Genomic DNA, 21,820 nt, shown 5'->3' with positions numbered 1-21,820 from the left:
CGGTGTCTAAATGAATCTTTCGGAAAGACAACTCCATCGCCTGCTACTAGCCTATCAACAAAAAGGAAAAGAAGCCTTCAGACACGGAAACAGAAATCGAAAACCAAAACATGCAATCCCTGATGAAATCAAAGAACGTGTCCTAAAGAAATACCTCTCCTATGAAACATATAAACCAAATGTCCTTCATTTCTGTGAATTACTAGCTGAAGAAGAGGGAATTCAGCTCTCTGATACAACTGTTAGAAAAATACTCTATAAGGAAAACATCCTCTCTCCCAAGTCTCACAGAAAGACAAAGAAGAGACTAAGAAAACAAGCTAAACTGAGCCTGGAACAACTCGTAAACGCTCCAAGTTGGTCTACTGCCCAAGTAAAATTTATACTAAACAGAAATTAAAAAACAAATTAGAAGACTTGGATTGCACAGCTCAAAATACTGATTTTAGAAAGTGGAATACTAATTAATGGAGTTGTAACAAATAGTTGACAGTGTTTGTTGCTTTTTGACTTCAAAGGAGTATTACTGGATTTTCTCCTCAAATTAGACTTTTGCCCAGACTCTTCTCTCTTATGCTTGATAACGTTTCACACCATCTAGATAGGTTGCTACCAATTCCAAATCTTTGTCTAAAACAATAAAATCTGCATCATAACCTTCACGAATTTGTCCACAGACGTCATCGATGTGAACGGATTTAGCTGGGTTGAAGCTGGCCATCATGACTGCTTCATGCGGATTCGCAATTCCCCATTCGACTACATTCTTCACACCATCTTTGAGTTTGAGGATAGAACCTGCCAAGTTACCTGTCGATTTGAGGCGTGCAGTTCCATTTGCTACTACAACAGGGAATTCTCCCAACATATAGTCACCGTCTTCAAGCCCACCAGCTGTCATACAGTCCGTAATAAGAGCGATGTTTTCTGTCCCCTTTTGCTTAAGTAAAATCTCACAAGCTTTTGGATCTACATGGTAACCATCACAAATCAATTCTGCGTAAGTATGTGGTAGCTCATACATAGCTCCTACCATACCTAGTTCGCGGTGTGTTAAACCACGCATCCCATTATAGGCATGTACCCATACACTAGCTCCAGCATCAACTGCCTTCTTAGCTTGTTCAAATGTCGCATCTGAGTGTCCAAGTGCAACTGTCACACCTTCACCTGTAATAGTACGTACAAAATCTTCCACCCCATCACGTTCTGGTGCAAGGGCAATTTTATTAAGCAAGCCATTTGCCGCTTTTTGCCAAGAATGAAACTCCTCAACACCCGGGTCTCTCATATAAGTTGGATTTTGTGCCCCCTTAAAAGTTTCTGTGAAATATGGACCTTCATAATAAATCCCACGAATCTTAGCACCTGTTGCTTCTTTATAATGGTTTCCAAGATTTTCAGTGACTGCAAGCAATTGCTCATAAGTGGCTGTTAAAGTTGTGGGCAAGAAGCTGGTGACACCTGTACTAAGTAGTCCTTCACTCATAGTATGCAATGTACCTTCAATGTTGTTGTCCATCACATCTACACCTGCATATCCATGAATATGAGTATCCACAAGACCTGGTGCAATGCTATAACCAGTATAGTCAAGAACCTCTGCTCCTTCAGGAATCTGCTCTACATGTTTCCCAAATTTGCCATCAACAAGTTCTAAGTACCCACCGCGACGAATGCCAAATGGATAGAAAAACTGATCTGCTTTAACGTAATTAGGCATAATAATGACCTCCTTAAAAGATTACTTTTGATATTTATTATGTCAATTACATTATAAACCTTTCTGATTCATTTGTAAATGGTATAGACCTATTTTCTGAAGATATTTTAAAAGCGATATTTCACGTTCGAATCACAACACATCTAAATAAATAAGAAAGAGCAGTTGAAAAATTACTGCTTTTTTGTTACACTAGATAGAAAGACTGTAAAGGATAATCTGGCTTTTTGCCATTATTCTAGAGAAATGTTATTTCACAGACTGACTAAAAGGAGACACAATGGCAGACCGAGGCTTACTAATCGTTTTTTCTGGTCCTTCAGGGGTTGGAAAAGGAACGGTTAGAAGAGAGATTTTTGAGAGTTCTGAAAACCAATTTCAATATTCTGTATCGATGACGACACGCGCACAACGTCCTGGAGAAGTGGACGGTGGTGACTATTTCTTCCGTACTCGCGAAGAGTTTGAAGAGTTGATTCGTCAAGGACAGATGTTGGAATATGCAGAATATGTCGGCAACTACTATGGAACCCCTTTGACCTACGTCAATGAAACCTTGGACAAGGGAATTGATGTTTTCCTTGAAATTGAGGTTCAGGGCGCTCTTCAGGTCAAGAAAAAGGTTCCAGATGCTGTCTTTATCTTCCTGACACCACCAGATTTGGATGAATTGCAAGATCGTTTAGTAGGTCGTGGAACAGATAGTGCAGAAGTGATTGCCCAACGAATCGAGAAAGCCAAGGAAGAAATTGCCCTCATGCGTGAGTATGATTATGCGATTGTCAACGATCAGGTGCCCCTAGCTGCTGAGCGTGTCAAACGTGTGATCGAAGCAGAGCACTTCCGTGTGGACCGTGTCATTGGTCACTATCAGGAGATGTTACCAAAGTCTCCAACTACCCGATAAAATTTAGAAAATAGGTACAAGCAAATGATGTTAAAACCCTCTATTGATACCTTGCTCGACAAGGTTCCTTCAAAATATTCACTCGTAATCTTGGAAGCAAAACGTGCCCACGAATTGGAAGCAGGTGCACCAGCAACTCAAGGTTTCAAGTCTGAAAAATCAACTCTTCGCGCTCTAGAAGAAATCGAATCAGGAAACGTAACCATTCACCCAGACCCAGAAGGGAAACGTGAAGCAGTGCGTCGCCGTATCGAAGAAGAAAAACGCCGCAAAGAAGAAGAAGAAAAGAAAATCAAAGAGCAAATCGCTAAAGAAAAAGAAGATGGTGAAAAAATTTAAGGTTGGGGGGACTCAATCTTATTTTTTCTCTTGTAAGAATGTACTGACAAGGAGGAGGTGAGAAGATGGCCATAGCCAAGATTATTGTAGATGTGCCCTTGATGCAGACGGACCAGCCCTATAGTTACAAGATTCCTAAGGAATTTGAGGGAATGCTAGAAGTTGGGATGCGGGTTCATGTGCCTTTTGGTAAGGGCAATCGCCTGATTCAAGGGATTGTTCTTGGTTTGGAGTCCCAAGTGGATGAAGAAGGGGTAAGTCAAGATTTAAAAGATATTGCCGAGGTACTGGATTTTTCTCCTGTTCTCACGCAAGAACAACTCTGGCTGGCTGAGGAGCTCCGCAAATCTGTATTTTCTTACAAAATCTCTATTCTCAAGGCTATGCTACCGGGATTTCTAAATTCTAGCTATGACAAGATTCTCTATCCTCTGGAAGGTCTGAGTCAGGAAGACCGAGAGCGCTTGTTTGGTTCTGAAGATTCACTAGCCTTTTCTTCTCTGGATTTAGGTAAGCAAGCTGAAATGATGCGTTTGACTAGAAAAGGCCTACTTGGTCTGGAATATCAGGCAGTCGATCAAAAGAAGGTCAAGACCCAGTCTTGGTATGAGGTGAATCTAGCTCAATTAGAAGGTGTTGAAATATCTGCGCGTGCCAAGAAAAAGTTGGAATTGAGAGATTACTTGCTGTCTCATCCTGAGAGTGCTTCCTTGGCTAGTTTGTTAGAGTCCTACTCACGGGAGCAGGTCAACTTTTTTGTGGAACAAGGTGCTGTGTCCATAGTCCAAAAGGAAGTGCAACGCTCGGCTGCTTATTTTGAAGGGATTGAAGCAAGTCAGCCTTTGGAGTTGAATCCAGAGCAAAGACAGGCGCGTGATGCGGTTGTGAGTGCTATTGGTAGTCATCAGCCTCCCTTCCTCCTTCAAGGGATCACAGGAAGTGGGAAGACCGAGGTTTACTTACAAATAATCCAAGGAGCTTTGGATAAGGGGAAAACAGCCATCTTGTTAGTGCCTGAGATTTCCTTGACTCCTCAGATGACCGAGCGTTTTATAGCACGTTTTGGGGACAAGGTAGCCATTCTTCACTCAGGATTATCCAATGGCGAAAAGTATGATGAATGGCGCAAGGTGGAGCGTGGCGATGCCCAAGTTGTTGTTGGTGCCAGATCTGCTATCTTTGCTCCTCTGAAAAATCTGGGTGTCATGATTATTGATGAAGAGCATGAAGCGGCTTATAAGCAGGACAGCAATCCCCGTTACCATGCCAGAGAGGTAGCTATTTTACGGGCTCAGTATAATCAAGCGGCTCTGGTGCTTGGGTCTGCAACGCCGAGCTTAGAGAGCCGGGCGCGTGCTGGCAAAGGCGTCTATCAACACTTACGTCTAACCCAGCGTGCCAATCCTTTGGCTACAATCCCTGAGGTTCAAGTGATTGATTTTCGGGATTATATCGGACAAAACGAGACGTCAAACTTTACGCCTCCTTTGCTAGAAGCCATCCAAGACCGTCTGGCTAAAAAAGAGCAGGTGGTTCTCATGCTCAATCGCCGTGGCTATTCTAGCTTTGTCATGTGTCGGGAGTGTGGGACGGTGGATACTTGTCCCAACTGTGACATTTCCTTGACCTTGCACATGGATACCAAGACCATGAACTGCCATTATTGTGGTTTTTCAAAGAACATTCCTCAGGTCTGTCCTAACTGTAAGAGTCGCAGCATTCGCTACTACGGGACGGGAACCCAGAAGGCTTATGACGAGCTAGCAGAACTCTTTCCCCAGGCCCGTATTTTGCGGATGGATGTGGACACGACTCGTAAGAAAGGCAGTCATCAAGCTCTACTTGATCAGTTTGGACGAGGGGAAGCGGACATATTGCTTGGTACTCAGATGATTGCCAAGGGTTTGGATTTTCCCAATGTGACCCTAGTCGGAGTTCTAAATGCGGATACGGCCTTGAATCTGCCTGATTTCCGTTCTTCTGAGAGAACCTTCCAGCTCTTGACTCAGGTGGCAGGTCGAGCAGGACGTGCTGAAAAAGCTGGGCAGGTCTTGATTCAGTCTTACAATCCTCAGCACTACGCTATTCGATTTGCAAAAGACCAGGACTACGAAGGCTTTTATGCTTATGAAATGGGTATCAGACGACAACTTGGCTATCCACCTTACTATTTCACCATTGGCATTACCCTTTCTCACAAGAAAGAAGAAGAGGTGGTCAAACGTGCCTATGAAGTCATGAACATTTTGCGGTCAGGTTTGTCTGAAACCAGTAACATCCTCGGGCCAACGCCCAAACCCATCGCCCGTACTCACAACCTCTATCATTACCAGATTTTAATTAAATACCGTTTAGAAGATGAGCTAAGTTCGACTCTCAACCAGGTCTTGGCCTTGACTCAAGAACGGGAAAATAGTGAGCTCCGTCTCAGCATTGACCATGAGCCACAGCAATTTTTATAAGAAGGAGAAGATATGACAAAATTAATCTTTATGGGGACACCCGACTTTTCAGCAACAGTTTTAAAAGGGCTTTTGACAGATGACCGTTATGAAATTCTAGCCGTTGTGACCCAGCCAGACCGTGCTGTCGGACGTAAAAAAGTTATCCAAGAAACCCCAGTCAAGCAGGCTGCCAAGGAAGCAGGTCTTCCTATCTACCAACCTGAAAAACTATCTGGAAGTCCAGAGATGGAAGAGATTATGCAGCTAGGAGCAAATGGAATTGTGACTGCTGCTTTTGGGCAGTTTCTCCCAAGTAAACTCCTTGATAGCATGGATTTTGCGATCAACGTTCACGCTTCCCTCCTTCCTAAACACCGTGGTGGTGCGCCTATCCATTATGCCTTGATTCAAGGTGATGAGGAAGCTGGTGTGACCATTATGGAGATGGTTAAGGAAATGGATGCAGGGGATATGATTTCTCGTCGTAGTATTCCGATTACGGATGAGGACAATGTTGGCACCTTGTTTGAAAAATTGGCGCTAGTTGGTCGTGATTTGCTTTTGGACACTTTGCCTGCCTACATTGCTGGTGACATCAAACCTGAACCGCAGGATCCGAGTCAGGTTACCTTCTCGCCAAATATCAAGCCAGAGGAAGAAAAATTGGACTGGAATAAAAGCAATCGTCAACTTTTCAACCAAATCCGTGGGATGAACCCGTGGCCTGTTGCCCATACTTTCCTTAAGGGCGACCGCTTTAAGATTTATGAAGCTCTAGCAGTAGAAGGTCAGGGAAATCCAGGTGAAATTCTCTCTATCGGCAAGAAAGAATTGATTGTCGCAACGGCAGAAGGGGCTCTATCCCTCAAACAAGTGCAGCCTGCAGGTAAACCTAAGATGGACATTGCTTCCTTCCTTAATGGAGTTGGCCGGACATTGACTGTAGGAGAACGATTTGGTGACTAAGGTAGAAACGACTAGAAGTTTAGCCCTAGCAGTATTAGAGGATGTTTTTATCAATCAAGCATACTCAAATATCGCCTTAAATAAGCATCTCAAGGGAAGTCAACTTTCGGCAGCAGACAAGGGCTTAGTGACCGAGCTAGTCTATGGAACGGTAGCCCGTAAACTGACTCTGGAATGGTACCTATCCCATTTTATCGAAGACAGAGATAAGTTAGATAACTGGCTCTATGTCCTTCTTCTCATGAGTGCCTACCAGCTCCGCTATTTGAACAAGATTCCAGATTATGCTGTGGTCAATGAAGCAGTGGAATTGGCCAAAGTCCGTAAAAAAGGCAGTGAAAAATTGGTCAACGCCGTCCTTCGCCGTATCTTGCGTGAAGGCTGGCCAGATATTGCTAGCATCAAACGAAAAAACAAGCGTGACTCCATCGCTTATTCCCTTCCGGTTTGGCTAGTTGCAAAGCTCAAGGAAGAATACGGAGAGGAGCGAGCGCAAGCTATTTTTGAAAGTCTCTTGGTGCGAAACAAGGCCAGTATTCGTGTAACTGATTTAAGCCGAAAAGAGGAAATCCAAGCCTTATTGGAGGCGAATAATTCCCTTTTAGCAACCACTGGTCTGGTTAAGGAGCAAGGGCATTTTGCAGGCCATGATTTGTTTGCAGAAGGGACTATAACCATCCAAGACGAGTCTAGTCAGCTGGTTGCGCCAACTTTGAATTTGCAGGGAGATGAGCGAGTGCTTGATGCCTGTGCGGCTCCGGGTGGGAAAACAGCCCATATAGCCTCTTATCTCACGACAGGTCAGGTTACTGCTCTGGACTTGTACGATCACAAGTTGGACTTAATTCAAGAAAATGCTCAACGTCTGGGAGTTGCAGATCGGGTTCAAAGGCAAAAATTGGATGCCAGAAAGGTGCATGAGTTTTTTAGTCAGGATTCATTTGATAAGATTTTAGTGGATGCTCCCTGTTCAGGAATCGGTCTTTTGCGCCGAAAACCAGATATCAAATACAATAAAGAAACGGCAGATTTCGCGTCCTTACAGGAAATTCAGCTAGAAATATTAGGTAGTGTTTGTCAAACACTAGGCAAAGGTGGTATAATAACTTATAGTACCTGTACTATTGTCTCAGAGGAGAATTTTCAAGTCGTTGAGGCGTTTTTAGAAAGTCATCCTGAGTTCGAGCAGGTAAAGCTAGAACATGAATGTAAGGATATCATGAAAGACGGCTGTATCCTCATTACACCTGAATTGTATGGAAGTGATGGATTCTTCATCAGTCAATTTCGCAAGATATCGGATTAGGAAGGAACTGACACATGGAAATTTCATTATTAACAGATGTTGGTCAGAAACGGACAAATAACCAAGACTATGTCAACCACTATGTCAATAGAGCTGGACGTACTATGATTATTTTAGCTGATGGGATGGGAGGTCATCGCGCAGGGAATATCGCTAGTGAAATGGCGGTAACAGACCTAGGTATAGCTTGGGTTGATACCCAAATCGATACAGTCAATGAAGTGCGTGAATGGTTCGCCCATTACCTAGAAATTGAAAATCAAAAGATTCACCAGCTTGGTCAGGATGAAGCTTACAGAGGTATGGGAACTACTTTGGAAGTCCTTGCTATTATCGATAATCAGGCTATCTATGCTCATATTGGTGATTCGCGTATCGGCTTGATTCGTGGAGAAGAATACCATCAGTTGACGAGCGACCATTCTTTGGTCAATGAATTACTCAAGGCTGGTCAATTGACACCAGAAGAGGCAGAAGCTCATCCGCAAAAAAATATTATCACCCAGTCTATTGGGCAAAAAGATGAAATTCAGCCTGATTTTGGGACAGTGATCCTTGAGTCAGGTGACTATCTCTTGCTCAATAGTGACGGCTTGACCAACATGATTTCAGGCAGTGAGATTCGGGATATTGTAACCAGTGATATTCCTTTAGCAGATAAAACGGAGACACTTGTTCGTTTTGCTAACAATGCAGGAGGTTTAGACAACATTACGGTTGCCCTTGTTTCTATGAACGAGGAGGATGCAGAATGATCCAAATCGGCAAGATTTTTGCCGGACGCTATCGGATTGTCAAACAGATTGGTCGAGGAGGCATGGCAGATGTTTACTTAGCCAAAGATTTGATTCTAGACGGGGAAGAAGTGGCAGTGAAGGTTCTGAGGACTAACTACCAGACGGACCCGATAGCTGTAGCTCGTTTTCAGCGTGAAGCGAGAGCTATGGCAGATTTAGACCATCCTCATATCGTTCGGATAACAGATATTGGTGAGGAAGACGGTCAACAGTACCTCGCTATGGAGTATGTGGCTGGACTTGACCTTAAACGCTATATCAAGGAACACTATCCTCTTTCTAATGAAGAAGCCGTCCGTATCATGGGACAAATTCTTCTCGCCATGCGTTTGGCTCATACCAGAGGGATTGTTCACAGGGACTTGAAACCTCAAAACATCCTCTTGACACCAGATGGGACTGTCAAGGTTACAGACTTTGGGATTGCAGTAGCCTTTGCTGAGACGAGTCTGACTCAGACTAACTCGATGCTGGGCTCCGTTCATTACTTGTCACCAGAGCAGGCGCGTGGTTCTAAGGCGACTGTACAAAGTGATATCTATGCCATGGGGATCATTTTCTATGAGATGCTGACAGGCCATATCCCTTATGATGGGGATAGTGCAGTGACCATCGCCCTCCAGCATTTCCAAAAACCCCTGCCGTCCGTTATTGCTGAGAATCCATCTGTGCCCCAGGCTTTGGAGAATGTTGTTATCAAGGCAACTGCTAAGAAATTGACAAATCGCTATAAATCAGTTGCTGAGATGTATGTGGATTTGTCTAGTAGTTTGTCTTATAATCGTCGTAATGAACCAAAGCTGATCTTTGACGATGCGACTAAGGCAGATACCAAGACCTTACCGAAGGTTTCCCAGAGTACCTTGACATCTATTCCTAAGGTTCAAGCGCAGACAGAACACAAACCAATCAAAAAACCAAGCCAGGCTGTGACAGAGGAAACTTACCAACCACAAGCACCGAAAAAACGTAGATTTAAGATGCGTTACCTGATTTTTTTGGCCAGCCTTGTATTGGTGGCAGCTTCTCTTATTTGGATACTATCCAGAACTCCTGCAACCATTTCTATTCCAGATGTGGCAGGTCAGACAGTTGCGGAAGCCAAGGAAACGCTCAAAAAAGCCAATTTTGAGATTGGAGAGGAGAAGTCAGAGGCCAGTGAAAAGGTGGAGGAAGGGCGGATTATCCGTACAGATCCTGGCGCTGGAACTGGTCGAAAAGAAGGAACGAAAATCAATTTGGTTGTCTCATCAGGCAAACAATCCTTCCAAATTAGTAATTATGTCGGCCGGAAATCCTCTGATGTCATTGCGGAATTAAAAGAGAAAAAAGTTCCAGATAATTTGATTAAAATTGAGGAAGAAGAGTCCAAGGAGAGTGAGGCTGGAACGGTCATGAAGCAAAGTCTACCAGAAGGTACGACCTATGACTTAAGCAAGGCAACTCAAATTGTCTTGACAGTGGCTAAAAAAGCTACGACGATTCAATTAGGGAACTATATTGGACGGAACTCTACAGAAGTCATCTCAGAACTCAAGCAGAAGAAGGTTCCTGAGAATTTGATTAAGATAGAGGAAGAAGAGTCCAGCGAAAGCGAACCAGGAACGATTATGAAACAAAGTCCAGGTGCAGGTATCCCTTATGATTTGAGTAAACCTACTCAAATCGTCTTGACAGTAGCTAAAAAAGTTACAAGTGTTGCCATGCCGAGTTACATTGGTTCCAGCTTGGAGTTTACTAAGAACAATTTGATTCAAATTGTTGGGATTAAGGAAGCCAATATAGAAGTTGTAGAAGTGACGAAATCGCCTGCAGGTAGTGCAGAAGGCATGGTTGTTGAACAAAGTCCTAGAGCAGGTGAAAAGGTAGACCTCAATAAGACAAGGGTCAAGATTTCAATCTACAAACCTAAAACAAGTTCAGCTACTCCTTAAAATCAGATGGATAATCAAAATAAGTAATCAATCTTTGTCATGATTTCATGGCAAAGATTTTTTTTGACTCCAGATTTGTGATAGAATAGAAGGAGTTGATAAAAGGAGGAACGCATGGAAGAATCAAGAGAATTAAATGCCGTCATCGATGTGATTATGCTAGCGGGGACTATTCTCCTTAAAAGTGGTTCAGAGATTCATCGCGTAGAAGATACCATGATTCGGATTGCGCATTCGCAGGGGATTGTGGATTGCAATGTCCTTGCCATGCCTGCCGCTATCTTTTTCTCTATTGAAAATACCAATATTTCGCGCATGAAGCGGGTGACCTCCTCTTCTTATAACATCGAAAAAGTCTGCGATGTGAACCAGATTTCTCGTCAGCTGGTTGGGGGGCAGATTGATTTAGAAACAGCCTTTAAGCAATTGACGGCCTTGCAGGCCCAACCCCTTCCCTATACTAAGTTGCAGGTAACTCTGGCTGCGACCTTAAGTGCTCCTTTCTTTTCGGTTATGTTTAGTGGAAATATCTACGACGCACTTGGGGCAGGAGTGGCGACCTTATTTGGTTTTGCCTTTTCCCTCTATGTGGAGAAGTTTATCCGAATTCCCTTTGTGACAGCCTTTGCTGGGGCCTTCGTCTTTGGAATGATTGCCCAGTTTTGGGCTCGCTACACAGGCTTTCCTTCAACGGCAGACTTGATTATAGCTGGTGCGGTCATGCCGTTTGTTCCAGGAATTGCCTTGACCAATGCGGTTCGTGATATTATGACCAACCACATAAACTCTGGTATGAGCAAGATGTTTGAATCCCTGCTCATTACCCTTGCTTTAGGGGCAGGAACTTCTGTCGCCTTGGTATTGATGAACTAATATGACACTAATAACCTTTTTATTACAAGCAGTAGCAAGTCTTCTTGCTATTATTACCTTTCTAATCGTACTCAATGTTCAGCGGTCCATGCTCTTACCAGGAGGAATTTTGGGCATGGCTGTCTGGCTAGTCTATCTCTTGCTCAAGGAACCGACCAATGTTATTGTGGCTACTTTTATTGCAGCCATTATAGGTTCTTGTGTCAGCCAGATTTTAAGTATTCTTTATAAGACTCCTGCTGTGGTCTTTATCTTAGCAATCTTGGCACCCTTGGTTCCGGGTTATCTCTCCTATCGGACAACTGCCTTTTTTGTGACAGGGGACTATAATAAAGCGCTGGCAAGTGCAACATTAGTTGTTATGCTGGCTCTGGTCATTTCCATTGGAATGGCTAGCGGAACAGTGATTCTCAGACTGTATCATTATATAAAAACACATCGAGTATCGTAGACTTTACAGAAATAAAAGAATTTTCTGAAAAATGAGATAAATATAGTGACAAGGCTTTCTATGTATGCTATTCTCTCTATATAAAGGAGGAAAAATCATGAAAAAATCACTATTTTCCTTATTGTCTGTAAGTCTACTGACTTTGTTGCTTATCCCAGTCATGGTTTCTAGTTTGGGTTCAGAGTTTCAAAGTGGATTACAAGAGCATCAGTTGATTGCCGAAAAGGTTAGTAAAACACTTGACAAGACATTTGATAAGGATGTCAGAGAAATTCCGACCAGTCAGTTTTATCAAGAATTTGTAGATGAGATGGGAAGGACTTACTCAGGAAATTTAATCCTCCAGGAACTGATAACTGAGAATGGGGCTTATAAAGCTACTTATATCGGTGAACTCTCTAGCAACTAATCATTCTTTGAAATTATGACCAATAAGAGGCTTGATTTGGTGAATCAAGTCTTTTTTATCTCTTTTACTGCCATTTGTGATAAAATAGTACCGAACGATTTTTTACATGAATGATAAAACAGAGGTAAATATGACAATCGGTATTGATAAGATTGGTTTTGCGACCAGTCAATATGTCTTGAAGTTACAAGACTTAGCAGAAGCGAGGGGAATTGACCCTGAAAAATTAAGCAAAGGACTCTTACTCGAGGAATTGAGTATTGCGCCCTTAACTGAGGACATCGTGACCTTGGCGGCCAGTGCTAGTGACTTTATTTTAACTGAGCAAGAAAGAGCAGAAATTGACATGGTCATTGTGGCGACCGAGTCAGGAATTGACCAGAGTAAGGCTGCAGCCGTCTTTGTGCATGGCTTGCTGGGTATTCAGCCCTTTGCGCGTAGTTTCGAGATTAAAGAAGCCTGCTATGGAGCGACAGCTGCCCTTCATTATGCCAAATTGCATGTGGAAAATTCTCCAGAGTCCAAGGTCTTGGTCATTGCCAGTGATATTGCCAAGTACGGTATTGAAACTCCAGGAGAACCAACTCAAGGTGCCGGCAGTGTGGCCATGTTGATTACACAAAATCCACGCATGATGGCCTTTAATAATGACAATGTTGCTCAAACCCGTGACATCATGGATTTTTGGCGTCCAAATTACTCGACAACTCCTTATGTAAATGGTGTCTATTCTACCCAACAATATTTGGATAGTTTGAAAACGACTTGGCTTGAATATCAAAAACGCTACCAGCTTACTTTGGATGATTTTGCGGCTGTTTGTTTCCATTTGCCTTATCCTAAATTAGCCTTAAAAGGTTTGAAAAAAATCATGGATAAGAGCCTGCCTCAAGAGAAAAAAGACCTCTTGCAAAAGCATTTTGACCAGTCTATTCTTTACAGTCAAAAGGTGGGGAATATCTACACAGGTTCACTTTTCCTTGGGCTTCTGTCTCTCTTGGAAAATACAGATAGCTTGAAGGCTGGGGATAAAATCGCCCTTTATAGTTACGGAAGTGGTGCTGTAGCTGAGTTCTTCAGCGGTGAATTGGTTGAAGGTTATGAAGCTTATCTGGATAAAGACCGCTTGAACAAGCTCAACCAACGAACTGCCTTATCTGTTGCAGACTATGAAAAAGTCTTCTTTGAAGAAGTAGACTTAGATGAAACAAATTCTGCTCAGTTTGCTGGCTATGAAAATCAAGATTTTGCCTTGGTTGAAATTGTTGACCACCAACGCCGTTATAGCAAGGTTGAAAAATAATGAAGATAAGTTGGAATGGATTTTCTAAAAAATCATACCAAGAGCGCCACGAGCTGTTAAAAGCTCAGGCGTTCCTTAGTCCTGAGAGGCAAGAGAGTTTAGAGCAGGATGAACAGATGAGTGTAACTGTGGCAGACCAGCTGAGTGAGAATGTGGTGGGAACTTTTTCTCTGCCTTATTCGCTGGTCCCAGAGGTTCTCGTTAACGGTCAGGAATACACAGTTCCCTATGTGACAGAAGAACCGTCCGTGGTTGCTGCGGCCAGCTATGCTAGTAAAATCATCAAGCGAGCAGGTGGCTTTACTGCTCAGGTTCATGAGCGCCAGATGATTGGGCAGGTAGCCCTTTATCAAGTTGCTAATCCTGAACAAGCCCAAGAGAAGATTGCCAGCAAGAAGGCTGAGCTCTTGGAGCTTGCCAATCAAGCCTATCCTTCTATAGTCAAACGTGGAGGCGGGGCGCGTGATCTGCATGTAGAACGGATCAAAGGTGAAACAGACTTTCTCGTTGTTTATCTTCATGTCGATACCCAGGAAGCCATGGGTGCTAATATGCTCAACACCATGCTGGAGGCCTTGAAACCAGTCTTAGAAAAATTGAGTCAGGGACAGAGTCTCATGGGAATTCTGTCTAATTACGCGACCGATTCTCTGGTGACTGCAAATTGTCGCATTTCCTTTCGATACTTGAGTCGTCAAAAGGATCAAGGACGAGAAATTGCGGAGAAAATTGCTTTGGCTAGTCAGTTTGCGCAGGCTGATCCTTATCGAGCTGCTACTCACAATAAAGGGATTTTTAATGGTATTGATGCCATTTTAATTGCCACTGGTAATGACTGGCGTGCCATTGAGGCAGGGGCTCATGCTTTTGCCAGTCGAGACGGACGCTATCAAGGTCTTAGCCGCTGGACGTTGGATCTTGAAAGAGAAGAATTGGTCGGTGAGATGACCCTGCCCATGCCTGTGGCGACCAAGGGTGGCTCTATCGGTCTCAACCCTCGTGTAGCCCTCAGTCATGAACTACTGGGAAATCCTTCTGCCAAAGAATTAGCCCAGCTTATCGTGTCTATTGGGCTTGCCCAAAATTTTGCGGCCCTGAAAGCCTTGGTGAGTACAGGGATTCAGCAAGGCCACATGAAATTGCAGGCTAAATCTTTGGCACTTCTCGCAGGTGCTAGTGAATCCGAAGTTGCTCCCCTAGTCGAGCGCCTCATCGCAGATAAAACCTTTAACCTAGAGACAGCCCAGCGCTACCTAGAAAATTTAAGATTATAAAAACTCAGACGAAGGCAGTCTGAGTTTTCTTGTACTTATACTAAATGAAAATCAAAGAGCAAACTAGGAAACTAGCCGCAGGTTGCTCAAAGCACTGCTTTNNACTGACGAAGTCAGTTACATATATCTACGGTAAGGCGACGCTGACGTGGTTTGAAGAGATTTTCATTGAGTATTAAATACTTTTTCCTGATAAAAGAGTAATTGGTAAAAAGTAACCAGTTGTCGCGACTTCCTTGCCTTCGATTTTTTGTAAGAGAAGGTCAACAGTGAGGCAGGCAATCTCTTCCAAGGGTTGCTTAATAGTAGCCAGTTGAGGGTAGTAATTTTCGATAAAGTAGGTACCATCGTAACCGATGACCTTGAGCTCTTCTGGTACAGAAATTCCCAGTTCCTGAGCAATTTTAATGACTAAAATAGCTGTCAAATCATCCGAAGCAAAAATCGCATCTGGCTTTTGTCGAGTCAAGATATTCTTGATTTCCATTTCTTTTCTGACGGGAGAAAAGTCACTGGAAACATTGATAATAGGAGCTTGGGGGAGTACGGATGCAAAACCAGCGTGGCGTAGTCCAGTTGGCGAATTGGAATTGTCATTCCCTGTAATCATAATGATAGACTGGGCACCTGTCTTAACCAAGGTCTGGGCAGCAAGAACTCCACCAGCGTAGTTGTCAGAGGAAACGACTGGAATGTCTGGTGACAGATTTCGGTCAAAGGAAATAATTGGTGCCGTCACGCGATTGTAGTCTTCGATTCCCAAGTTGTGACTACCCGAAATGATGCCGTCCACCTGATTGGCTTCCAACATTTCGATGTATTCACGCTCCTTCTCAGAGTCATGCTCGCTGTTGCAGATGATGGTCTTGTAACCATTCTTAAAAAGTTGGTGCTCCAGCTTATCAATCAATTCTGCATAGAAAACATTGGAAATATTTGGGAAAATCAAGCCGATTAACTTAGCCGATTTTCCTTGCAGACTACGAGCTAGGTTGTTGGGTTTATAACCCAATTCCCGCATGGCTTCATTAACCTTTTGAATGGTTTTTTCTGATAAATAGCCTTTTTTATTGATAACCCGAGAAACGGTAGTAGGGCTGACGCCTGCAAGTTTGGCGACATCAGTTAGTTTTGCGACCATAATCTAATTCATAGTAAGTTCCAGTTGGGTTTCCAGATTTGATCAGGATACCATTTTGGTCCGCATGTGGGAAGACACGACCAGAAAATACTTTTTCTCCTTTATTGATGAAAATTTCAAAGACAGAGTTATCGATGAAGATTGTAGCAGTAGTAGCCTGATTCTCGATAGGGCAAGAACGAGTTGTCCCAAATTCTTGGGCATACTGTTCTCCAGCCTGGCTACGATCCACTGTCACTTGACCATTTACAAGGTCAAAGTTGATGGAAAGTCCCTTGCCTTCTTTATCAGCAAGTAAGACAATCTCGCTCTGGCTATTGGCTTCCAAGTTGAGTTCGAGTTCGTAAGTGTTCCTAGTTTGGGCACGATTTGAGAAGGCTTCTTCAGAAGCACGAAGGTCCTTGATAGCTGCGACTGGGTATTGGTAGAGTTTGCCGTCTTTGATAGTGAGTTCCTTGACCAAAGAGAAGGCTCCTTGGTGGTCAAAACGGTCAGATGGATATGAAACATCAGGCAAGCCAAGCCAGCTAACAGCTAGAGCACGTCCATCAGGAGCGTTGAAGGCTTGAGTTGCATAGGCTTCGAAACCATAGTCCATGTTTTGAAGTTGAGATACATCTACCATTTTGGCGTTTTCAGGGTCAAAGGAAGCACCAATTTTATACATATTTGGAAAGATGTTATCGTAGTCTAGAACTTTTTTATCCAATCCTTGTGGGCAGTAGAGAAGGACAGGTTGCTCCCCTACAAAGACCAGATTTGGACATTCCATCATGTAGGCAGTGCGGTCGTTAGCAAAGTCAAGGTCGCCAACAGCTTGCCAGTTTGTATAGTCGTTGTCAACAGCCTTGTAGAGACGGACGAAGCCTTTTTTCTCCAAGTCCTGTCCACCGACGATGGCATAGTATTGACCTTTAAAATTAAAAATTTGCGGGTCGCGGAAGTGGTCAGTAGAGTCTGCTGGCTGGTCAATCAAGATCTTGTCAATCTTGGTAATCTTGCCATCCTTGTCCATCAAAGCTCCAATCTGGTAAGGGTGACGGATCCAGTTTTCATCGCGAACATTTCCTGTATAAAATAGGAACAAGTTATCGCCAAACTGCATGGCAGAACCAGAGTAGGCACCGTGGCTATCTAATGGAGTATCTGGTAAAACTTTGATTCCAGTTTCTCTAAAGTGAACCAAATCATCACTTTCTAGCTGTGCCCAAGATTTCAAACCGTGGGCTGCACCAAAAGGAAAATTTTGGTAAAAGAGGATCCACTTGCCATCAAAGTAAGAAAAGCCATTTGGGTCGTTGAGAAGTCCTGTTTTTGGCTCAACATGGTAATGAGTATGCCATGGAGATTGTGCTATATTTTTCTTTATATTTTGAATTTCTTCTTGCGTCCAATCTTCATAGGGTCTATAACGACGCTCAGTTGTCCATTCCATTTATTTTATTCCTCCAAAAATCTTATTACTTTTAATAGTAACCGTTTTCGGTTAAAAAAGCAAGTCTTTTATGTTAAAAAAGAGAAAAAACTGTCAAACGTTAGTCATAAAATAAATGCAGGAAATCAATCATCTATCTACAAAAAATTGAAAGAAAATGAAGCAAAATCCTTTTCACCCAAGATTTTAAACTTATTTTTTTAAGGAACACCTGATAAAACAGTCAAAATCAATCAATCTAAAGCGAGCAAACTAAGTGGATAGAATATTTTTTCTGCAAAACGCTTGACATATTTCTAAAACATGATAAAATAATAGTCGTAGGGCGAATAAAATCGCTTTCAAACAAGAACAAAATTTTATATAAGGAGATTTTTGCAAATGAACAATCAGGAAATTGCAAAAAAAGTCATCGATGCCTTGGGTGGACGTGAAAATGTCAACAGTGTAGCTCACTGTGCGACTCGTCTTCGTGTCATGGTCAAAGATGAAGGAAAAATCAATAAAGAAGTGATTGAGAACTTGGAAAAAGTTCAAGGTGCTTTCTTTAACTCAGGTCAATACCAAATCATCTTTGGTACTGGTACAGTAAACAAAATGTACGATGAAGTTGTTGCACTTGGTTTACCAACATCATCTAAAGATGACATGAAAGCAGAAGCTGCGAAACAAGGGAACTGGTTCCAACGTGCTATCCGTACTTTCGGTGACGTTTTCGTTCCAATCATCCCAGTTATCGTAGCGACAGGTCTCTTCATGGGTGTGCGTGGTCTTTTCATTGCTCTTGAAATGCCACTTCCAGGAGACTTTGCAACTTACACACAAATCTTGACAGATACAGCCTTCATCATCTTGCCAGGTTTGGTTGTTTGGTCAACCTTCCGTGTATTCGGTGGTAACCCTGCCGTTGGTATCGTTCTTGGTATGATGCTTGTTTCTGGCTCACTTCCAAACGCTTGGGCAGTTGCTCAAGGTGGTGAAGTAACAGCTATGAACTTCTTTGGTTTCATCCCTGTTGTTGGTTTGCAAGGTTCCGTTCTTCCAGCCTTCATCATCGGGGTTGTCGGAGCTAAATTTGAAAAAGCTGTCCGCAAGGTCGTTCCAGATGTCATTGACCTTTTGGTAACACCATTCGTGACACTTTTGGTTATGTCTATCCTTGGACTATTTGTCATCGGACCAGTCTTTCACGTTGTTGAAAACTACATCCTTATCGCGACAAAAGCGATCCTTAGTATGCCATTTGGTCTTGGTGGTTTCTTGATTGGTGGGGTTCACCAATTGATCGTCGTGTCAGGTGTGCACCATATCTTCAACTTGCTTGAAGTTCAATTGCTTGCTGCTGACCATGCTAACCCATTCAACGCTATCATCACTGCTGCTATGACAGCTCAAGGTGCTGCAACTGTTGCGGTTGGTGTTAAAACTAAAAATCTAAAACTAAAAACACTTGCTTTCCCAGCTGCTCTTTCTGCCTTCCTCGGTATTACAGAGCCTGCTATCTTCGGGGTGAACTTGCGCTTCCGTAAACCATTCTTCCTCTCATTGATTGCTGGTGCAATCGGTGGTGGATTGGCTTCTATCCTTGGACTTGCTGGTAATGGTAGTGGTATCACCATCATCCCTGGTACAATGCTTTATGTTGGTAACGGACAACTTGCCCAATACCTTCTTATGGTAGCTGTATCATTTGCACTTGGTTTTGCTCTTACTTACATGTTTGGTTATGAGGATGAAAAAGAAGTTGCTACTGAAGCGGCGACAGAACGTTTGGTCCAAGAAGAAACAACTGGCAACATTCCAGCAGCTCTTCAAAATGAAACACTTGTAACTCCTATCGTCGGTGATGTTGTCGCTCTTGCTGATGTCAATGACCCAGTCTTCTCAAGTGGAGCTATGGGACAAGGTATCGCTGTGAAACCAAGTCAAGGTGTGGTTTATGCACCAGCTGATGCTGAAGTTTCAATCGCATTTCCAACAGGGCACGCTTTTGGTTTGAAAACAAGAAATGGTGCTGAAGTCTTGATCCACGTTGGTATTGACACTGTATCTATGAATGGTGAAGGTTTTGAAGCAAAAGTTGCTCAAGGTGACAAGGTTAAAGCGGGCGATGTTCTTGGAACATTTGACTCAAACAAAATCGCTGCAGCTGGACTTGATGATACAACAATGGTTATCGTTACAAATACAGCTGACTACGCTTCAGTAGCTCCAGTCGCAACAGGTTCAGTTGCGAAGGGGGATGCCGTTATTGAAGTGAAAATTTAATCAATCCTCTCTAATGTGAAAACGAACAAATGACATGTTTGTTCGTTTTTGCTTGAATGGTAAGATTTACAGAGGAAAATCTAAAAAATAGAGAAATTTAGACTTTCGAAATATGCTATAATAAAGAAAATAAAAACAAGAGGTTTATCATGACAAAATTATATGGAAGCTTGGAAGCGGGCGGTACAAAGTTTGTCTGTGCTGTCGGTGATGAAAACTTTAACGTTGTAGAAAAAACACAATTTCCAACAACAACTCCAATCGAAACAATCGATAAAACCATCGAGTTCTTCTCAAAATTCGATAATCTTGCTGGTCTTGCAGTTGGTTCATTTGGTCCCATTGATATTGATAAAAACTCAAAAACCTATGGCTTTATCACGACGACTCCAAAACCAAACTGGGCAAATGTGGACTTGCTTGGTGCCCTTCGTCGCGCCCTAAACGTGCCAATGTACTTCACAACAGACGTAAACAGCTCTGCCTATGGTGAAGTGGTTGCCCGTAACAATGCTGGTGGTCGTATCGAAAACTTGGTTTACTACACAATCGGTACAGGTATCGGTGCAGGTGTCATCCAACGTGGTGAGTTTATCGGCGGTGTGGGTCACCCTGAAATGGGTCATTACTATGTGGCTAGACACCCAATGGATATTGAAAAAGAGTTTAAGGGCGTTTGTCCTTTCCATAAGGGATGTTTGGAAGGCTATGCAGCTGGTCCAAGTTTGGAAGCTCGTACAGGTGTTCGTGGGGAAAATATTGAACTCAACAACCCTGTTTGGGATGTTCAAGCCTACTATATCGCTCAAGCTGCGGTTAATGCGACAGTGACTTTCCGCCCAGACGTGATTGTCTTTGGCGGAGGGGTCATGGCTCAACAACACATGCTGGACCGTGTCCGTGAGAAATTTACATCTCTTCTCAATGGTTACCTACCAGTACCAGATGTGCGTGAATACATCGTGACGCCAGCAGTTGCAGGAAATGGTTCTGCTACTCTTGGAAACTTTGTACTTGCAAAAGAAGTTTCAAAATAAAACACAAAATCCGCTTGGGAAACCAAACGGATTTTTTACGTATCAAAGCATTTGCCAGAAGAAGTCGATAATATAGGTCAGACCGTAGGTATAAACCACGAGGGTAAAGGGTTTGGTCAGAATGATGATGGTCATGTAGCGCTTGAAACTCATCTTGGTCAGGGCAGCCAGCATACAGAGAAAGTCAGCTGGGCTAATGGGCCAAATCATCATAAAAATAAAGAAACGGTCAAAACGATTGCCTTTATCTAGCCAGCCGATGTACTTGTCGTAGGTGCGCTTGCTGACGACAGACTGGACAAAGGCAGCTCCGTATAGGCGCACCAGATAAAAGATAATGGCACAGCCAATCACGATGCCGATATAGTTGTAGATAGTCCCGATGATGTGCCCGTAGATAAAGACCCCAGCCACTGAGGTCAAGGCCCCAGGAATGATAGGGACGACCGTCTGTAAAATCTGTAAAAAGATAAAGAGAGGTGGACCCCAGATGCCTGCCTGCTGGATAAAGGCAGAGAGGGTTTCCTTGGACTGTAAAATCCCAGCCTGATAAGCCCAAATACAGAAAATCAAACTCCCAACCCCACCGACAATCGATGAGATATTGATAACTTGTTGTAAAAGGGGAGAAACAGCTTTCATTTGTTTATCCTGTGACATGTAAACTCCTCATAGATAGTATAACTCTACTATACCATATTTTGGAGGAGAAAGGGGGAATGAGTCTTTTTTGATAAGGAATAGAAAGTAAATAGCCCTTCGAGACTTAGAATAGGTCTGTCAACTAAAGGTTATATGCATTCTAGGTTTCGAATAATCGCAATCCCATAAATTTAAAAGCATTCTAAGTTCGAATAGCTTATCTGATATAATTTTGAGGCATTCGAGCTTTCGAATAGTCATCTTCTCTAAAGTTTAGATGTGTTCTGAAGCTAGAAAGACTAAAATCTAAAAATAATAAGAGTCTCTCTGATGGATGTAATTTATGTCTAGTATGAATCTTTTGAATTGTTAGTTAATTTTAATATTAATCAGTTCTGAAATAATTACTAAATATAGTTAGATGGTGAATTAATTATTGCTAAATTTCAAGTTCAAGTTAGTCATCCAGAAGTCTTCTCTGGGGGACTTGTAGTTCAAGCATTTTTTAGGATAGTTGTTCATCCACTTTTCGATGAATGCGACTTCCTTGGTAGTCGTTTTCTTAGTTCCC

At 42.8% G+C, this 21,820-nt stretch carries 18 protein-coding genes and 2 pseudogenes; 15 read left to right on the top strand and 5 right to left on the bottom strand.

Annotated elements, in window-relative coordinates; all coding sequences use genetic code 11:
• Positions 1–10 precede the first annotated feature (10 nt).
• A pseudogene (locus tag HT687_RS06270) lies at positions 11–334 on the top strand (ISNCY family transposase); the annotation flags it as partial.
• 237 nt (positions 335–571) lie between these two features.
• Here the strand turns inward: HT687_RS06270 and nagA are convergent.
• Entirely contained in the window at positions 572–1,723 is a 1,152-nt protein-coding gene (gene nagA, locus HT687_RS06265; RefSeq protein ID WP_172924114.1) for an N-acetylglucosamine-6-phosphate deacetylase, read from the bottom strand.
• A 280-nt stretch (positions 1,724–2,003) separates the two neighbouring features.
• On the opposite strand from nagA, the gene gmk reads away from it, so the two are divergent.
• From gmk to HT687_RS06205, 12 genes are all read left to right on the top strand, one after another.
• Positions 2,004–2,630 (top strand): guanylate kinase, encoded by a 627-nt coding sequence (gmk, locus tag HT687_RS06260; RefSeq protein ID WP_000775034.1) that lies wholly within the window; start codon positions 2,004–2,006, stop codon positions 2,628–2,630.
• A 24-nt stretch (positions 2,631–2,654) separates the two neighbouring features.
• Positions 2,655–2,969: a DNA-directed RNA polymerase subunit omega gene (rpoZ, locus tag HT687_RS06255; protein WP_000979235.1), complete on the top strand. Its 315-nt coding sequence runs from the start codon at positions 2,655–2,657 to the stop codon at positions 2,967–2,969.
• A gap of 65 nt (positions 2,970–3,034) precedes the next feature.
• The gene (locus tag HT687_RS06250) at positions 3,035–5,431 is read left to right on the top strand and encodes a primosomal protein N' (protein WP_172924113.1); all 2,397 of its coding nucleotides are present in this window, start codon (positions 3,035–3,037) and stop codon (positions 5,429–5,431) included.
• 12 nt (positions 5,432–5,443) lie between these two features.
• Positions 5,444–6,379 (top strand): methionyl-tRNA formyltransferase, encoded by a 936-nt coding sequence (gene fmt / locus HT687_RS06245; protein ID WP_172924112.1) that lies wholly within the window; start codon positions 5,444–5,446, stop codon positions 6,377–6,379.
• Complete coding sequence (gene rsmB / locus HT687_RS06240; protein WP_172924111.1) at positions 6,372–7,685, top strand: 16S rRNA (cytosine(967)-C(5))-methyltransferase RsmB; 1,314 nt, start codon at positions 6,372–6,374, stop codon at positions 7,683–7,685. The genes fmt and rsmB overlap by 8 nt, the downstream gene beginning before the upstream one ends.
• Before the next feature lie 14 nt (positions 7,686–7,699).
• Positions 7,700–8,440, top strand: coding sequence for a Stp1/IreP family PP2C-type Ser/Thr phosphatase (locus tag HT687_RS06235; RefSeq protein WP_000406237.1), 741 nt, complete (start codon positions 7,700–7,702; stop codon positions 8,438–8,440).
• Positions 8,437–10,416: a serine/threonine-protein kinase StkP gene (gene stkP, locus HT687_RS06230; RefSeq protein WP_172924110.1), complete on the top strand. Its 1,980-nt coding sequence runs from the start codon at positions 8,437–8,439 to the stop codon at positions 10,414–10,416. The genes HT687_RS06235 and stkP overlap by 4 nt, the downstream gene beginning before the upstream one ends.
• Before the next feature lie 114 nt (positions 10,417–10,530).
• Entirely contained in the window at positions 10,531–11,289 is a 759-nt protein-coding gene (locus HT687_RS06225; protein WP_000392948.1) for a threonine/serine exporter family protein, read from the top strand.
• Position 11,290: 1 nt separating this feature from the next.
• Entirely contained in the window at positions 11,291–11,740 is a 450-nt protein-coding gene (locus tag HT687_RS06220; RefSeq protein ID WP_000172685.1) for a threonine/serine exporter family protein, read from the top strand.
• A 160-nt stretch (positions 11,741–11,900) separates the two neighbouring features.
• Positions 11,901–12,149 (top strand): hypothetical protein, encoded by a 249-nt coding sequence (locus HT687_RS06215; protein ID WP_025170610.1) that lies wholly within the window; start codon positions 11,901–11,903, stop codon positions 12,147–12,149.
• 130 nt (positions 12,150–12,279) lie between these two features.
• Entirely contained in the window at positions 12,280–13,452 is a 1,173-nt protein-coding gene (locus HT687_RS06210; protein WP_000151945.1) for a hydroxymethylglutaryl-CoA synthase, read from the top strand.
• On the top strand, positions 13,452–14,726 hold the full coding sequence (locus HT687_RS06205) for a hydroxymethylglutaryl-CoA reductase, degradative (protein ID WP_023936862.1): 1,275 nt from the start codon (positions 13,452–13,454) through the stop codon (positions 14,724–14,726). The genes HT687_RS06210 and HT687_RS06205 overlap by 1 nt, the downstream gene beginning before the upstream one ends.
• 175 nt (positions 14,727–14,901) lie before the next feature.
• On the opposite strand, the gene HT687_RS06195 is transcribed toward HT687_RS06205, so the two are convergent.
• Together HT687_RS06195 and HT687_RS06190 are read right to left on the bottom strand one after the other, a co-directional pair.
• The gene (locus HT687_RS06195) at positions 14,902–15,867 is read right to left on the bottom strand and encodes a LacI family DNA-binding transcriptional regulator (RefSeq protein WP_023936861.1); all 966 of its coding nucleotides are present in this window, start codon (positions 15,865–15,867) and stop codon (positions 14,902–14,904) included.
• On the bottom strand, positions 15,848–17,302 hold the full coding sequence (locus tag HT687_RS06190) for a glycoside hydrolase family 32 protein (RefSeq protein WP_023936860.1): 1,455 nt from the start codon (positions 17,300–17,302) through the stop codon (positions 15,848–15,850). The genes HT687_RS06195 and HT687_RS06190 overlap by 20 nt, the downstream gene beginning before the upstream one ends.
• 381 nt (positions 17,303–17,683) lie before the next feature.
• Here HT687_RS06190 and HT687_RS06185 point away from each other — a divergent pair, with 381 nt between their 5' ends.
• Together HT687_RS06185 and scrK are read left to right on the top strand one after the other, a co-directional pair.
• Positions 17,684–19,570 carry a sucrose-specific PTS transporter subunit IIBC gene (locus HT687_RS06185; RefSeq protein ID WP_023936859.1) on the top strand — a complete coding sequence of 629 codons (1,887 nt, stop codon included), beginning with the start codon at positions 17,684–17,686 and terminating at the stop codon, positions 19,568–19,570.
• A 149-nt stretch (positions 19,571–19,719) separates the two neighbouring features.
• Complete coding sequence (gene scrK / locus HT687_RS06180) at positions 19,720–20,607, top strand: fructokinase ScrK (RefSeq protein ID WP_000164311.1); 888 nt, start codon at positions 19,720–19,722, stop codon at positions 20,605–20,607.
• A 42-nt stretch (positions 20,608–20,649) separates the two neighbouring features.
• On the opposite strand, the gene HT687_RS06175 is transcribed toward scrK, so the two are convergent.
• Complete coding sequence (locus tag HT687_RS06175) at positions 20,650–21,267, bottom strand: TVP38/TMEM64 family protein (protein WP_000076168.1); 618 nt, start codon at positions 21,265–21,267, stop codon at positions 20,650–20,652.
• A gap of 411 nt (positions 21,268–21,678) precedes the next feature.
• Positions 21,679–21,820, bottom strand: a pseudogene (locus tag HT687_RS06170) (IS30 family transposase); the annotation flags it as partial.

The sequence above is a fragment of the Streptococcus sp. 1449 genome (assembly GCF_013276805.1).
Lineage (GTDB): Bacteria > Bacillota > Bacilli > Lactobacillales > Streptococcaceae > Streptococcus > Streptococcus pseudopneumoniae.
Note: the sequence above shows the minus strand (reverse complement) of the source record. Positions and strands in the feature narration are given on the sequence as shown.

Bases quoted from the DNA above. Each gene is read 5' to 3' on its own strand.
- HT687_RS06225 (WP_000392948.1), top strand. From the start codon at position 10,531: ATGGAAGAATCAAGAGAATTAAATGCCGTCATCGATGTGATTATGCTA.
- HT687_RS06175 (WP_000076168.1), bottom strand. From the start codon at position 21,267: ATGTCACAGGATAAACAAATGAAAGCTGTTTCTCCCCTTTTACAACAA.
- HT687_RS06190 (WP_023936860.1), bottom strand. From the start codon at position 17,302: ATGGAATGGACAACTGAGCGTCGTTATAGACCCTATGAAGATTGGACG.
- HT687_RS06205 (WP_023936862.1), top strand. From the start codon at position 13,452: ATGAAGATAAGTTGGAATGGATTTTCTAAAAAATCATACCAAGAGCGC.
- stkP (WP_172924110.1), top strand. From the start codon at position 8,437: ATGATCCAAATCGGCAAGATTTTTGCCGGACGCTATCGGATTGTCAAA.
- scrK (WP_000164311.1), top strand. From the start codon at position 19,720: ATGACAAAATTATATGGAAGCTTGGAAGCGGGCGGTACAAAGTTTGTC.
- rpoZ (WP_000979235.1), top strand. From the start codon at position 2,655: ATGATGTTAAAACCCTCTATTGATACCTTGCTCGACAAGGTTCCTTCA.
- gmk (WP_000775034.1), top strand. From the start codon at position 2,004: ATGGCAGACCGAGGCTTACTAATCGTTTTTTCTGGTCCTTCAGGGGTT.
- HT687_RS06215 (WP_025170610.1), top strand. From the start codon at position 11,901: ATGGTTTCTAGTTTGGGTTCAGAGTTTCAAAGTGGATTACAAGAGCAT.
- HT687_RS06220 (WP_000172685.1), top strand. From the start codon at position 11,291: ATGACACTAATAACCTTTTTATTACAAGCAGTAGCAAGTCTTCTTGCT.
- HT687_RS06250 (WP_172924113.1), top strand. From the start codon at position 3,035: ATGGCCATAGCCAAGATTATTGTAGATGTGCCCTTGATGCAGACGGAC.
- HT687_RS06185 (WP_023936859.1), top strand. From the start codon at position 17,684: ATGAACAATCAGGAAATTGCAAAAAAAGTCATCGATGCCTTGGGTGGA.
- HT687_RS06210 (WP_000151945.1), top strand. From the start codon at position 12,280: ATGACAATCGGTATTGATAAGATTGGTTTTGCGACCAGTCAATATGTC.
- HT687_RS06235 (WP_000406237.1), top strand. From the start codon at position 7,700: ATGGAAATTTCATTATTAACAGATGTTGGTCAGAAACGGACAAATAAC.
- fmt (WP_172924112.1), top strand. From the start codon at position 5,444: ATGACAAAATTAATCTTTATGGGGACACCCGACTTTTCAGCAACAGTT.
- nagA (WP_172924114.1), bottom strand. From the start codon at position 1,723: ATGCCTAATTACGTTAAAGCAGATCAGTTTTTCTATCCATTTGGCATT.
- HT687_RS06195 (WP_023936861.1), bottom strand. From the start codon at position 15,867: ATGGTCGCAAAACTAACTGATGTCGCCAAACTTGCAGGCGTCAGCCCT.